The organism is Bradyrhizobium sp. NAS96.2, assembly GCF_001908235.1.
Lineage (GTDB): Bacteria > Pseudomonadota > Alphaproteobacteria > Rhizobiales > Xanthobacteraceae > Bradyrhizobium.
The window spans coordinates 1-13,040 of record NZ_LGHK01000094.1 but is presented as its reverse complement, the minus strand read 5'-3'; the positions used below and the strand labels follow the sequence as shown (position 1 = coordinate 13,040).

13 protein-coding genes and 4 pseudogenes are annotated in these 13,040 nt (G+C 56.9%); 4 read left to right on the top strand and 13 right to left on the bottom strand.

Annotated features, from left to right (window positions below; all coding sequences use genetic code 11):
* Positions 1-104: 104 nt before the first annotated feature.
* From AC628_RS21200 to AC628_RS21175, 6 genes and pseudogenes are all read right to left on the bottom strand, one after another.
* Positions 105-803: pseudogene (locus AC628_RS21200) on the bottom strand (transposase); the annotation flags it as partial.
* A 52-nt stretch (positions 804-855) separates the two neighbouring features.
* On the bottom strand, positions 856-1,209 hold the full coding sequence (gene tnpB / locus AC628_RS21195) for an IS66 family insertion sequence element accessory protein TnpB (RefSeq protein ID WP_074128704.1): 354 nt from the start codon (positions 1,207-1,209) through the stop codon (positions 856-858).
* Positions 1,190-1,663 carry an IS66-like element accessory protein TnpA gene (gene tnpA / locus AC628_RS21190; protein ID WP_168193417.1) on the bottom strand — a complete coding sequence of 158 codons (474 nt, stop codon included), beginning with the start codon at positions 1,661-1,663 and terminating at the stop codon, positions 1,190-1,192. The genes tnpB and tnpA overlap by 20 nt, the downstream gene beginning before the upstream one ends.
* A 578-nt stretch (positions 1,664-2,241) precedes the next feature.
* A complete protein-coding gene (locus AC628_RS43035; RefSeq protein ID WP_245321257.1) occupies positions 2,242-2,391 on the bottom strand; it encodes a hypothetical protein in 150 nt (49 codons plus the stop codon).
* Between the two features lie 163 nt (positions 2,392-2,554).
* A pseudogene (locus AC628_RS46175) lies at positions 2,555-2,781 on the bottom strand (phage integrase N-terminal SAM-like domain-containing protein); the annotation flags it as partial.
* A gap of 360 nt (positions 2,782-3,141) precedes the next feature.
* Entirely contained in the window at positions 3,142-4,494 is a 1,353-nt protein-coding gene (locus tag AC628_RS21175; RefSeq protein ID WP_074128701.1) for an LLM class flavin-dependent oxidoreductase, read from the bottom strand.
* A 972-nt stretch (positions 4,495-5,466) separates the two neighbouring features.
* On the opposite strand from AC628_RS21175, the pseudogene AC628_RS45400 reads away from it, so the two are divergent.
* A pseudogene (locus tag AC628_RS45400) lies at positions 5,467-5,752 on the top strand (integrase core domain-containing protein); the annotation flags it as partial.
* 269 nt (positions 5,753-6,021) lie between these two features.
* Here AC628_RS45400 and AC628_RS21160 read toward each other — a convergent pair.
* Entirely contained in the window at positions 6,022-7,044 is a 1,023-nt protein-coding gene (locus AC628_RS21160) for a D-2-hydroxyacid dehydrogenase (protein WP_074128698.1), read from the bottom strand.
* Between the two features lie 233 nt (positions 7,045-7,277).
* Positions 7,278-8,081, bottom strand: coding sequence for a maleate cis-trans isomerase family protein (locus AC628_RS21155; protein WP_083633057.1), 804 nt, complete (start codon positions 8,079-8,081; stop codon positions 7,278-7,280).
* A 234-nt stretch (positions 8,082-8,315) separates the two neighbouring features.
* Between AC628_RS21155 and AC628_RS21150 the strand changes: the two genes are divergently transcribed.
* Entirely contained in the window at positions 8,316-8,663 is a 348-nt protein-coding gene (locus AC628_RS21150) for an NAD(P)-binding domain-containing protein (RefSeq protein ID WP_074128696.1), read from the top strand.
* 84 nt (positions 8,664-8,747) lie between these two features.
* Here AC628_RS21150 and AC628_RS21145 read toward each other — a convergent pair whose 3' ends face one another.
* The 4 genes from AC628_RS21145 to AC628_RS45390 all read right to left on the bottom strand — a co-directional run bounded on the left by AC628_RS21145 (position 8,748) and on the right by AC628_RS45390 (position 10,124).
* The gene (locus tag AC628_RS21145) at positions 8,748-8,882 is read right to left on the bottom strand and encodes a transposase (RefSeq protein ID WP_083633055.1); all 135 of its coding nucleotides are present in this window, start codon (positions 8,880-8,882) and stop codon (positions 8,748-8,750) included.
* A gap of 265 nt (positions 8,883-9,147) precedes the next feature.
* The gene (locus AC628_RS21140) at positions 9,148-9,483 is read right to left on the bottom strand and encodes a transposase zinc-binding domain-containing protein (protein WP_074128695.1); all 336 of its coding nucleotides are present in this window, start codon (positions 9,481-9,483) and stop codon (positions 9,148-9,150) included.
* Positions 9,484-9,738: 255 nt separating this feature from the next.
* Positions 9,739-9,897: a tyrosine-type recombinase/integrase gene (locus AC628_RS45395; RefSeq protein WP_245321256.1), complete on the bottom strand. Its 159-nt coding sequence runs from the start codon at positions 9,895-9,897 to the stop codon at positions 9,739-9,741.
* A gap of 38 nt (positions 9,898-9,935) precedes the next feature.
* A complete protein-coding gene (locus tag AC628_RS45390; protein ID WP_245321255.1) occupies positions 9,936-10,124 on the bottom strand; it encodes a site-specific integrase in 189 nt (62 codons plus the stop codon).
* Positions 10,125-11,331: 1,207 nt separating this feature from the next.
* Between AC628_RS45390 and AC628_RS21130 the strand changes: the two genes are divergently transcribed.
* On the top strand, positions 11,332-12,162 hold the full coding sequence (locus AC628_RS21130) for a CmcI family methyltransferase (RefSeq protein ID WP_083633053.1): 831 nt from the start codon (positions 11,332-11,334) through the stop codon (positions 12,160-12,162).
* A 137-nt stretch (positions 12,163-12,299) separates the two neighbouring features.
* Positions 12,300-12,538, top strand: a pseudogene (locus AC628_RS21125) (IS5/IS1182 family transposase); the annotation flags it as partial.
* A gap of 41 nt (positions 12,539-12,579) precedes the next feature.
* Here the strand turns inward: AC628_RS21125 and AC628_RS21120 are convergent.
* A partial coding sequence (locus tag AC628_RS21120; protein WP_143201717.1) for an integrase core domain-containing protein occupies positions 12,580-13,040 on the bottom strand: 461 nt, incomplete at its 5' end.

Genomic DNA, 13,040 nt, shown 5'->3' with positions numbered 1-13,040 from the left:
ATGGGGACGGTCCTCCGGTCGGGCTACGCCCTCCCTTCGGTCCGTCCCCATCGGCGCAGTCTCATCCTGATTGTCGCTGGAGTCTCACCCTGATCGCCGCCGCGCAGATGTTTCTCGCTCGAGCCGATCACCCAGCGACCCAAAGCGCCGCGGCTGACCGGAACGCCGGCGCGTTCGAAGGCCTGCGCCAGGCGGTAGAGCGGCGTGCCATCGACATATTTATGAACCAGCGCGAACGCCAGCGTTGAGGCCGTGGCAACGCTGCCCGGCAGCGGCTGCGTCGGCATCGGCGCGGTCACGACAGGGGCGTTGATCCCGGTGCGATCGCAATGGCGGCACGCATATTTGAAGCGTACGTTCTGTAAAACCTTCGCCTTCACCTCAATATGAAGTTGCTCGGTGACAGCCTCGCCCATGCGATGCATCTGGTCACGGCAGCAAGGACACGCCTTCTGATCGTTGGGCAGGTCATACTCGACGCGCTCACGCGGCAGGTTCGCCGGCAGAGGCCCGTGGCCGCGCTTCTTTCCCGTTGTGTTTTTGACGGGTGGCAAGCCCGTGTCCGGAAGTTCGGCGATATTGTTCGTTTCACTGCCGGCGTCATCCTCATCGGCGGCCTGCTCGGCTTCATTGAAGAGACGATCGACGTGCTTTTCGCTGCGTGGCGCAAAACGATGCAGGCGTGCCAGCGCCAGTTCTTCCTCGAGTTTGACGACGCGGTCGGCGAGTTGATGGTTCTCCGCCTGCAGCGCAGCAATGCGCGCCAACAGCACTTCAACACTCGGATCGCCGGTTCGATTCATCGGATTCTTGAATCTGAACCGTACCGACGCGTCAACCGCTCAACTCGAGAGCTCAGCCGGCAACCTGATATTGCCGCACCGGATGGCGGACCATCGCATCGATGTCGATGCCGTCAAGGATCCAGTGCAATTGCTCGGTCGTCAGCGTGACGACCGCCTCCTGGCGGCGCGGCCATCGGAACTTGTCCTCGGTCAGCCGCTTCAGGACCAGCACAAAGCCGGACCGGTCGAAGAACAGCAACTTCATCCGGTCGCAACGGCGATTGCAGAACGCAAAAACAGCCGGAGTGAATGGATCGAGCGCCATCGTCTCCTGGACCAGGACCGCAAGGCTGTTGATGCCAGCCCGGAAGTCGATCGGCTCACGGTGCGGATAGACCTGCAGGTCACCGCCCAGTCTGAACATGGCCCAGTGCTCCGATGATCGCCGTCAATGCATCCACATCGCCGCATTCCAGCGCGAGCTTCACGCCGTTCGGCAGCGACACGCTCACTTTGGCCGGAGAACAAAAAGCTGGAGTCCCTTTGGGTTCCGAACCACGCACTTCATCGCAAGTCGCCGGCAAATCCACCGTCGCCACGCTGTCTTGCCGCGACAGGGCTCGATCGGCGGACCCCTCAAGCTGAACCGGGATGAACGCCGGGCGTGAGGACGGCGGCAGCGACCTGGTCGCAGTGTGCTTCTTGATCCACTTCCGAAAGAGGTTCGCGTTGACCCCATGTTCGAGCGCAAGCCTCGATACCGAAACCCCAGGCTCAAGGTAGGCCGTGACAAGACGCTCTTTCGATGCCGCCTCGTAGCGCCGGCGACCGTTCCGGCCAACAAGCCTGACCCGCAGTTTCTGATCATCCGCTGCCATCACAAGGTGTCCACCTATTTTGGTGGACACCTCATGCATCAGAGCACTCAAAAGCAAAAGGTGCGGAGAAATTCGCGCTTACGGCAGAGCTGCTCCTGGCCGAGGGGCATCGCCTGGTGTTCCGAGACTTCGGACTTGCGGACAGCTCCCGCGATCCAGCTTGGGATCCGCGCTTGGAACGGCTCCTGGCACTCGCTGCAGGTGCTGAGGTGTGGGTGAAGCTGTCGGGGATCGGCCGCGTTCCAGATGGCTGGGCCAAGGCAGCTGCGGGTAAACTGTTGGAGGAGCTCGCGCCGGAACAGCTGCTCTTGGGGGTCGGAGCAGCCCCACATGATGGCCGCTCACGCCTATGCGCCACCCTATGCACAGACGTTGGCCTGGCTTGAGGAGCTCGTCTCAGACGCCGACGCGAGGGGACAGATCTCTTGCGAGACTCCGGCTGCCTTGTACGGCTTCCGCACTAAAGACTTTTTGTGGGGAAACGAAATACGTATCTGCACTGCGTGCCTATGTTCCGGGCTTGCGCTTAGCGCGAGTAGACTTCCCTTGATGGGAGTCGTCAGATCGGGCCGGTCCCATCAACCATGCTTGGTGCCATGCGGCCCTTCATTGAGCCACCGGGATTGTTTTTTTTCGACCTTCAGTATCAGGCGAGCGCCAGGATTCGTGACTTCTATCGACATCATTGGTGTCTGGCCGATCCATTGCGTCACGATCGTGGGCAGCATCATATCTCTGCAACTGTGTCTGATAGGAGTGTAAGCCACGCCTGCGCATCGTCTAAGACGCAACCCAGACGTGCTCGAGTAGCGGCTGGGCGGCGGCAATACGCGCTCCCATCCTGATTGTCGCGCCATAAGCGGCGGAATCCACACGGCAATCGCGGTGTGGCCCGAGCGTTACGCCGTAGAAAAGCGCAGCGCACAGGCGGTCTGGTTGAGTGGCGGCCATGATATCCCCATCCCCGTCGCCACGAGATGAACCTGAACGCATGAACATCCTCCAGGCCCAGATGATCAGGCAGGCGATCGGCCAAAATATCGGCTGAACTTTGATAGTGTTGAGATATGATCGTTGCGTCGCGGTGACAGATTACGGACGCTCATATCCTCGATCATGCGTCGGCGGCGAGGGCTCTGCTCGACTATGATAACCCTCCTGTCTGAAGGGTTGGGCTCTGAAAAACCCTCAGTCCTCTCAGACAGGAGGCGGTCGTCGCCACTTCTCCTCAAATGCCGCGCCAGCGGCTTCGTTCAACCCTGAAATTGCAAGCTTTCGAGCCTTCAGTCCCATAAAACTGCAATCTTACACCTCACTGCGCTCCAAAAATCGACTCCAACTTAATCCCTTGGGAGGTCTTAATCCCTTGGGAGGTTCATCACGGACGACTGCAGACCTCGAGGCCTCGTGTCTCAAAAGCTTGAGTTTCCAAGCCCGCCGCCTTGTCAACACCGCCCCATCAACGGTCTCGGCACTTTTCACGAATGGCTTCTTACACTTGCTGCCGTGAACCGATTCACTGGCCGCTTAAGACCGAGATTCTCTCTTAAATTCTGCCCAGAGTATCTGGATCTAAATTTGCCTCGCCGGCGCAATTCGGGAATGACGAGCTCAATAAAATCCTTGAGTCCGCCGGGAAGAGTCGCCGGCATTACGTTGAATCCATCAGCAGCACCTTGATCAAAGTTGTCCACCATTTCATCGGCGATCTCGTCCGGTGTTCCCACGATCATGAGGTGACCCTTGGTTTCCGATACTAAGTGGATCAGTTGTCTCCAGGTCGACTTCTGGCGTGCGGCTAGGTCGAGCAGCACCCTCTGACGACTTTGGACCAAATTCGTCTGCGGTAAAGTCTCGGGAACAAATGAATCAAGGTTTATCGAATGCAGGTCGACGCCCACCAAGCGCTCGGCCAATCCGATTTGTACGTCGATGTGCGTATACGATTGCAATCTTTGAAGCTTCTCAGATGCTTCTTGCTTGGTCTTTCCAACGATCGGGATAATGCCCGGCATGACTAGCACCTGATCGTCCTCGCGCCCAACTGCGCGCGCTTTCTCTTTGAGAGTTGCGCGGTATCGTTTACCCTGTTCCAAAAACGGCGCGGCCACGAATACGACCTCGGCGAGTTCTGCAGCGAAGACCATTCCAGCATCGGAGGCGCCAGCTTGAACCAGCACAGGATACCCTTGCGGTGGCCTTGCAATATTCAGCGGGCCTCTGACTGCGAAGTAATCCCCTTGGTGGTTAAGCAAATGCAGCTTCCCAACATCGGCAAAAATACCACTTTGCTTGTCGCGAACGAAAGCATCGTCTTCCCATGTGTCCCAAAGTCCCTTGACAACGTCTACGAATTCTCTCGCTCGAACATAGCGCCTGTCGTGATCTGGAAGCTCATCTTCACCGAAATTTGGAGCCTCGAACTTAGATGCAGAGGTGACAATGTTCCAGGCCGCACGTCCCCGCGATAGGTGGTCGAGTGAGGCGAACATCCGTGCAAGATGATAGGGCTGGTGGTACGTCGTGGTCGCTGTGCCGACAAGGCCGATTTCTTGCGTTCTCGATGAAAGCGCTGACAACAGCGTGATCGGCTCAAACCCATCGTTTCGGCTTATACGAGCTACGTGTGCATCATATCGCTCTAAGACGCTAGGGCTATCCGGGAGGAATACAAAGTGAAATGCCGCGTCTTCCGCAAGTGTCGCTAGATGAGTATAATAATTGACATCAACTCCACCATTCGCTGGCACGCTAGGATCGCGCCATGCACCTTCGTGATATCCAGTAGTAAAGAGCATCACTCCGAGCTTCATCTCATGATTGCGCGACATGTCTTATCTCCCTTTGAATTGAACCGATCCTCACGCCAAGTGCGTATGTTGATTAGACAGACGAGCTCGGCTCAACCCGCGATGAGCAGGCTAATTGGTGACATGCTTCTGCTATCGAGATCAATTAATAGCGTTGGTAGTTGACCGGGCACGAGTAGTGCCTCGCTGCCCCTCGCGACGCATGCCGAGCCTTAACGGCTCTCTAAGGGCTCGAATTTCGACCGCGGTAGGGTTGTGCTTCGAGCAGCTGATTTGCGGTTGCCAGACACCGACATTCGGAGTTGCGGCTTCGCTGGCGAGCCAAGCGTTCTTAATTTCGTGGGGTGTCGGCTGGTAGTGTTCCGTCAAAAGCGGCCAATGCAAACCCAGGCCACACGTCGCCCGCGCAAACGGCTCGATGGAAGCCAGGCTCGCTTCGAAAGACTAGGACCAAGAACGCCGAGCTCGGTGTTCAGCAGTTGATGATGCTGGTGACAGGTCGATCTTAAAGGTTGTGAACTTGTCGAATGGGCCACACCATTGGTCTACACACACAACTTGATCTGGCGCAGACTTGGCCCCGGGCTCAGTTTTTTTGAAGGGTTCTTTCAGATTGGCTAAAAGATCGCCAGGACCGTGCCCGCGGTTCTCTGCTTCTATCACAAGGACCGCCTGCAGGTGTTCGATCTCCTCGTGGACGAACGGGCGGCTGGTGGTCTTGAACGCCTCAACAAATTTGCATCGGCATGAGCGAGACAAACCGCGAACTAGATCGCGACGCCGTAATCGCGGGCGACGTCTTTGTAGACAACTTAATCATGGCCAACACAATGTCGGAAAAGCTTGCCTACTGTGAGGCGCCGTCGGTGAACACGTTCAACAACCTCGCGCGTGCAAAGCGGCGGCTATGCCGTCCCGATCCATGGCCAGACCTGTGTCGATGAGCCCGCTCGACCGGATCTGCTGCTGCTCGCGATCGATGCCGATGCCTTCATCCTCAACATCGTTGACGACGTGACCAAGGAGTGCCTGGGGGGCGATTCCGCAGACGTCGATCTCCGGGCGACGCATTGCCCGCGAGCTCACGGCAATCGTCGAGCCACGCGGCAAGCTGGCAATGATCGTCTCCGACCACGGCATAAATTCATTGCAATTCATGCTCGCTTGGAGCGAGGACACAGTCATCGATTGGCCCTTCCTCGCGCCGGGACAGTCGCTGCAGAATGACTTCTTCAAGAGCTTCAAGGGCCGGCTGCGCGATGAACTGCTCAACGAATCCTGCTCCGCAGCCTATGCCGCGCACGTCACCGCAATGGATGATCGGCACGCAACCCAAACGAGCTCCGCCGATCGTCCGTTACTCCACCGACGCCACTTGGCGTACAAAACTCCGACACTCTAACAGCCGCTGGATGAAAGTTCGGCGGCAAGTCAATCGGGCCAAGGGCACGTTCCAGGGAATGGCTCGGTGCGCTGGGATGCGGGGCCGAACGATTGGCGGGATGTTTGGTCACGAACGCGATTGTGCGACATCTAATCGGTCCATTTTCAGTAGCCTAATTCTATGTTTACCCCATAAGTCAATGGCTTTCCCGTCAAAAACTCCACTAGATTTTGAGTGCCTAACTCCAAAATGCGTTCTTCCATGTCGTCCGCATCGCCGCCCTGATGAATTGATGCAACGACGTTTGGAAGAGACTGAATCGGAAGTCGAGCACCGCCGGTTGGCCAGGTTCGGCCATAATCATATCGGGGCCACACATCTGATCCATATCCGCGCAAGCGGCCGGAGGTAAGTGCCTCGTAAAGCGCCTTCTCTTGAACCAAGTTACCACGTGCAATGTTGATCAAGAATGCAGATGGCTTCATCGCCTCGATTTCCGCCCTCCCGAACATCTGATCTGTATCGGCAGTGCTCGGAACCGCAAGGACAACGTAGTCGCATTCGCCGAGAAAAGAATGTAGCTCATCCATTCCGCACATCGCGTCGATGTTTTCCACGGGCTTATCTTTCCGACGTCGGATACCAATTACGCGCATACTGAAGCCCTTTGCAAGCTTAGCAACAGCAGTCCCAATGCCTCCAACACCGATCAGGCCCATCGTACGGCCATGGAGCATGGCTGAGCGATACCCAGGTGAGCGGGGGGGAAAGTACCGGAAATTATTCGCAGCCGCTTGATGCTTGACCAAAGTATTCTTGGCTAGGGCAAGCGCGAACATCATCACCTGCTCAGCAAGTGGTAGGGCGTAGGCGCCGGGCATATTCGCAACCTTGAAGCCGCGTTGCTTAGCCAAAGCAAGACCACCAATCAGTTCCAAGTCATCCACGCCCGTGTGCAGCCAATTCAAAAACTTAAGGTTCTTTGCAATCTCCAAGATGCCTTTTGGAAGAGCGAAGCCCATGAACACGTCCGCATCCACAGCGTGGCGCTTCAACTGTTGGAATGTGCTCTCCCACCGCGAAAAGAACTCTCCCTCAGCAGACACCACTTCTGTGCCGCGCGGCACCGCATCCTTGATGTATCTCAGCTCTTCGTCTGTTGTGTGCCACAAGCACAGCACTTTCATAATACCATTCTCCTGAGTTCCGACGGTCTTCGGCGAAGGTCCTGTCGAATTGCTGAGGCTCGGCAGGCATCATTGGCATGAATACGATTAGTGTTGGCCGGACGAACCAACGAACTTGACTGGTTTGAGGCGATGCCTCTGGTCACAGGTCCCCATCAACTCGCTATGTGTCAACTTCAACAAACGAGGGAAGTACCGACCGCCGCCACGTCGTCCCACCGGAAGATTACCGTTCATTCGGCAAGGATCGGCTTTTGGAATAGGCTTCCCCATCCCTCCAAAGTATCTTCGCATCCGGCAAGCCGCAGGGCGTGCCAGCACAGCGCCTGGTTCGACGAAATGACCCTCTTGCCTGTTTCCTGCTCTGCTCTAGTAAGAATGGCTGCGGCGCGCATCTGGGTGCAGGCGACAACGATGACGTCGGCATCAGCGCGCGCGGCTGCGATCTGAACAGCTTTAACTATGCTTTCAGGGCTTATGAATGGAGCTTCATCGGCGATAAAGCCTGTCTCATTGCAGAAAGTGCAGATAGACGTAACTTTTGTGCCGGTGGACTCGATGGCTCGGACCATCTGCAGTGCGACCTCCCGCGGATATGGAGAAACAAAGGCGACGTGGCTTGCTCGAAGGGATCTTAAAGCGGCCTTGATCCCAGTGAATGGGTCAGTGACGAGAGCTTTCGGATGCACGCTTCTGATCCGCCGCTGCAGCTCGTCCTGACCAATGACCATACTCGCTGAGGTGCAGCCCAAGGCGATCACGTCCGAAGGACGCATCTCGTTAATTTGCCGTACCGCACCATCGATTTGGTCGGCTTGCCGAGCAAGGATTTCGGTCGACACCGTTTGACCGCGTCGCCGAGAGCTAGAAATGCGACTTTCGTACAAGGCCACGCCCGGGATGCGCAACATCTCGCGGGCTTCATGAGAGAGAGTCTGGTCGTTTGATATCACGACCATACCGATGTGAGCCCGAACGCCGAACCCAGAATCTAATTGGTACGGCACCGAGAGCCACTTTTCATCGAGCTTATGCATGCTCATCCGATCGGATGGTTGGAGCTATCAGGCAACTGTTTGCTGAAAACAGAAACGAGTGCAGAAACCAGCCCCCCACCTGCGAGGCTCCAAGGCCCTCCTGACTCAGACCCGGACGCAAATGATGGCGGCTATTCGCCACGTTCCTCTAACCGCACTGAATTAATCCGAGCGGCTTCGACATCACAATATATCTGGTATATTGGGCATGTCAACCAAATAGACTGATTTGGTATGCTGGTACGAACTCTTATCGAACTATCGGGTTGCGCGAAGCGTGCTGGTCCCATCGCGACCTCGCTGAGCCTAAGCCGAATCGTCGCCGATAGCGCGGCACCGGCGACCCCCATCGCCGATGGAGTTGGCGGCGGTGAGATTACGTTCATCTATCTGCGGCCCGCAAAACACGTCTCGTCCGCTTTCGAGACTGGTATTCTGCCGGCAATCCTAGGCGGCCAGATTGTGATCGACCTCTGGGTCTCCGAAGTCGGAATGACCCGCCATCTCGCGCGGCGGTTCGCGGAGAAATGCGCGCTCTATATTGATGCACCTATCGCCCGCATGTTTCCTCAGGCAGCGTAGCATGGCACGATTACCCTTAGCGGTTGGCGAGGACACGAAATAGCGAATGCGTTGAAACCCGTCGAATGCACGTGAAGCAGGAACCTACGGATGTAATTCGTTGGCATCAAGCGCCATAGTCTTGTGGCGATTGCGATCGCGATCGTCTTTGCAACGAAATTGAACCTTGTCGTCATCGATATCGATCAGGCGGGCGTTGGAGATGGCGACGCGGCGCATATATCGTGTGATATAACGGGGCTTTCTTCAGTCCGGCGAAGGTTCGCTTGGCGTAGACCACCCAGTCCTTTTTCTTGGTGGGAGCAATGTGACGCAAGAAGGCATCGCGTATCCGAAGTGGTTCCAAGAGAGAAAAGAACTGTAGGTCGAAGGCATCGAAGGCCTGCTGGAGATCGAGCCGACGAAACAGACGCGCCATCACGGCGACAGGCTGAAGAAATTAGAGCGGCAGGAAAGCCATCGCGGGCCATCCGGGACAATTCCGCTATCCGGAACCACGAAATGCAGGATGGTGAAAAAGCGCTTGCCCCCAGTTATGGAGCACTGCGAAGAAATCCGATCTGCGCGCGCAGATGCTTGGGGGCAGCCGCAATGGTGCGTAACGTCTCGGCGGCGGCCCGGAGCAGAATGTTGTAGACACCCATTGTTTTGCAGGGCGATGGCAGCGGTGGGTTGCGATACGGCGAAGGCCACGTGAAAATGCTGCTTGGCAGTAACGGTCTCGACAGTCGTCGTAGCAAATGCGCTCGTGGTCACAGTGATCACAGCTTTCGACATCAGCACCAAGTGCCGCAATTCGACAGAGTTCGATCGCGCTCATGACGCGACGCTCTGCAGTACATCGGCTCCACTGGCTTTCACGATAGACTACCCCCTAACAGCGGAATATGTTCCCCCTCCGATCCCAAGCGGGCCATCGGTCTGGGAATCAGAGTTGCTTCGGCGGTGCTGGCCGTGGCTCAGCGCGAGCCGGCCACGGCAACAGGTCTAGAGGGCGCGATGTCGCGCAGATCTTGTTGGTAGCAATGCGCAGGTACCTGGCCGTGGCGGCGAGGCCGCGATGACCAGGAAGGCGTTAAATGATCCGTAGATCGGAGCCGGATTCGAGGAGATGCACGGCGAAAGCGTGCCGAAGCCAATGTGCGGTGACAGGTCCTGAGGGACCAGCCAAACGATGCGCCTTCTGGCAGACCCTCAACGGCGTCCTTCGCGGTCGGCCGAACGTGATGAACACTTGGGAACAGCTATCCCTGCGCGCAAACGGCCTCTCCACTAGCTGCTCAGAATCTCCAGCAGCGAGGGCGACTGCGTCACGTACCCTGCGAGCTTTACCTGGTCGACAACCATCTGGGCACTGTCAATGGCAGCGGCCTTCAGGCGAACGGCCTCCGAAAATGCCGCGCAGCAAGTGATCATGAACACCCGATGTTTGCCGCAATCCACGCAGACGAGAAAATGCACAACTTCCTCAGCTCAAGACGACGGGTAGCTTCTGGTGCTTCTTCGGAAGCGAGATGTCTCCTTTAAGGCGCCATGCTTTCTTGAGTGTAACCTTGTAAAGGAACTGAAGCGCCGCAATAGCGTATGGATCAAGTTGGGGCCAGCTTCTTCTCGGTTGTGAGATAGATCTGGTAGGTCCGAATGTGCTCGGGGGTCACGGCATGCGGCGACCTGCGAAATTAGCGTGCAAAGAGCGATACCTTTTGGAGATGCCTGAGCGTGCGGGCTACAGATTAAGCACCGGCATGCCCTCGGCATCCGTTGTCGAAGAACCGTCATGAGAAGCTCCTTGCGACACACAAAAGCGCTGCAAGTAGCTCTTCCATCAGTGTCGCAATCGAGCTTACCGCGAAGAGGTATGGTCTAAGATAAGCAGGCTGAGCCGATTGAGTGCCGCTCAGGGTGACTCTCGGGGAAAACAAACTCGCTCGGCATAGCTTGGGAGTTGGCATACAGCGCCAAGCTCAACGACGTTGATCCGCGGACCGAGCTCGCCGGCGTACTCACGCGCATCAATGACATGCTATCCCAAGCCTGGACGATCTTCTGCCCTGGAACTGGCAAAAGCTCGTACGGGTTAGCCAGGAAGACGCATAAAGTGCAAGCGGTTTGTCAGCACCAGATTGACGCCTGCCAGCAACTGATTGATGGCTTCCTGAAGCCCCGCTTCCTGCCCACTTCCGACCGCCGCAGTTCAACCCGTCGACATCCTGAGAAAGCGGCACGGCACCAAATATCATTCCCATCAATGCTACCGCTCAGGCTTCCCGGAGAAGCTCGGCGAAGAATTCGACGCCCCTTTCGTCCGCCTCGACCGGATCTGCCGTGATCACCTCGACATCCAGTGGCACCGTCACTTCGGACGATGGTTCTGCTGCATCGCGGCCTGACGCTCGCCGATGCGATTGATATGCTAAGAGCGAGGATTGTTCCTCCACCTTCTACGCGTGACGCTGCGACCTCGGATGCCCGCCGGTCCTGGCCCAAGGCATGCCGCTGCCCCTCCGCGGCGCTGGTAGCGAGCGGCGACAACAACGCCGTTACCCCTTAGCCTATTTGATTTGGTAGCTGCCCGAGGGACGTAGCCCGTGATCTGGTTGGTTTTGTCCAGGGAGCTGATCGAGCTGCTCCCAAGGGACAACAATAGGCGCAGTATGGAGATAGAGCCATGAAACTTGCTTCCGGAATCAAGGCGTTTTGCGAGACAGCCATCGAGAACTACCCCGATCAAACGCAGCTAGGTGGAAACCTTTACTGGGCAATCGCACTAAACAGCGTCGTGAATACTGACTCCTCCGACCGCTTTGCAAAGCCATCGGCACGAGGATGGACGTCATCTCTTAACCCGAAGATGTTTCCCGCGACTTGGTCGTATATAGCTCCAAGTGCATCCGATCGAGATCCGCTTCATAGACTTCCGGTTCAAACGCCCCACTCAATAAAACTTGGAGCCCTGGCGCTGACGTACAAAGGAATAATTCAATTCAAGACCCCTTTTGATCTGGCTCTATATACGAGGCTTATCTGGGAACTTCAGCCGAGGACGATTATAGAACTCGGCTCGCTTCATGGTGGTAGCGGGCTGTGGTTTGCTGATCATATGTCAGTACTTTGTGAGAAGTCAGGTGAGGTTCACTCCTTCGATCGGCGCTCCAAATGCATCCATGAAAATGCGAAGCATCCCCATCTTACGTTTCACCAGGTAGACCTTTCGGACGCTGCCGCGTTCGATGAAGACTTGCTGATGAGGTTACCCCATCCTTGGCTTGTGGTCGATGACGCGCACGTCCAAATATTTTCGATATTTTCACACCTGAACCGCTTTCTTGTGTCAGGAGATTACTATGTGTTTGAAGACGATCCAATGAATGCAGATAAAGAGATCATTGATGGCTTGCAGTTGGTCGAGCAATCGGGGTTTTTAATCGATACCTATTATACCGATGCCTTTGGGAGCAATCTTACTTGCGCTCCAAATGCATGGCTTCGAAAGTCATAACTCTGGGCCGGTCGGTTGTTGGTTCGGAGCACCGTCTTCGGTCATTATTGTCGTGCGGTAGAGCGTTCGCCGGGCTCCCTGTTAGGCAGCTCGTGTGCGCGAGCTGCAAAGCTGGTGGCCTCCGCTGCGTCGCGCCAGACGCCTGCTTGACGCTGGCGAACGCGCATGCCGAACGGGTGGCCGCGCTGTACATGATCGAGCCTCTAGTGACCGGCCGACAATGATCACGCTTGGTGCCGACAAAGCCTATGATGCAGAGACTTCGTTAGCGAGCTGCGTTCGATGAACGTGACGCCGCATGTTGCGCAGAACACCAGCGGCCGCGGCTCTGCAATCGACGGACGAGCGACCCGGCGCGGCCGGCTATGCCGTCAGCACGCATCAAGGAAGCATTCGGCTTGACCTTGCCCCCAAGTTTTATCCAGTCCTGAGTTCGCCCTGGCGGTTGGATTTGCCCGGTTGGGCGGTGGTAGCGACGGGAGCTGGCGCGGAGCTCTCGGCATAGCGCAGCGCCAGGTCCCGGCGCGGGCAGGTGAAGGCGAACTCGGAGGGCGTCTTCCATCCGAGCTGCGAGTGTGGTCGTGCATCGTTGTAATCGGCCCGCCAGCATCCGAGTGCGACTCGAGCCTGGGCCAGCGACGAGAATAGCGTCTCGTTCAGCAATTCATCGCGCAGCCGACCGTTGAAGCTCTCGATGAAGGCATTCTGCATGGGCTTGCCCGGCGCGATGTAGTGCCATGCGACACGGCTCTGATCGGCCCATGTCAGGATGGCGTTGCTGGTCAGCTCGCTGCCGTTGTCGCTGACCACCATTTTCGGCTTGCCGCGCTCGATCATCAGCCGGTCCAGTTCCCGCGCCACCCGGCTGTCCGAGAGCG

Bases quoted from the DNA above. Each gene is read 5' to 3' on its own strand.
- tnpB (WP_074128704.1), bottom strand. From the start codon at position 1,209: ATGTTCAGACTGGGCGGTGACCTGCAGGTCTATCCGCACCGTGAGCCG.
- tnpA (WP_168193417.1), bottom strand. From the start codon at position 1,663: ATGGCAGCGGATGATCAGAAACTGCGGGTCAGGCTTGTTGGCCGGAAC.
- AC628_RS43035 (WP_245321257.1), bottom strand. From the start codon at position 2,391: ATGCTGCCCACGATCGTGACGCAATGGATCGGCCAGACACCAATGATG.
- AC628_RS21175 (WP_074128701.1), bottom strand. From the start codon at position 4,494: ATGTCGCGCAATCATGAGATGAAGCTCGGAGTGATGCTCTTTACTACT.
- AC628_RS21160 (WP_074128698.1), bottom strand. From the start codon at position 7,044: ATGAAAGTGCTGTGCTTGTGGCACACAACAGACGAAGAGCTGAGATAC.
- AC628_RS21155 (WP_083633057.1), bottom strand. From the start codon at position 8,081: ATGCATAAGCTCGATGAAAAGTGGCTCTCGGTGCCGTACCAATTAGAT.
- AC628_RS21150 (WP_074128696.1), top strand. From the start codon at position 8,316: ATGCTGGTACGAACTCTTATCGAACTATCGGGTTGCGCGAAGCGTGCT.
- AC628_RS21145 (WP_083633055.1), bottom strand. From the start codon at position 8,882: ATGCGCCGCGTCGCCATCTCCAACGCCCGCCTGATCGATATCGATGAC.
- AC628_RS21140 (WP_074128695.1), bottom strand. From the start codon at position 9,483: ATGAGCGCGATCGAACTCTGTCGAATTGCGGCACTTGGTGCTGATGTC.
- AC628_RS21130 (WP_083633053.1), top strand. From the start codon at position 11,332: ATGAAACTTGCTTCCGGAATCAAGGCGTTTTGCGAGACAGCCATCGAG.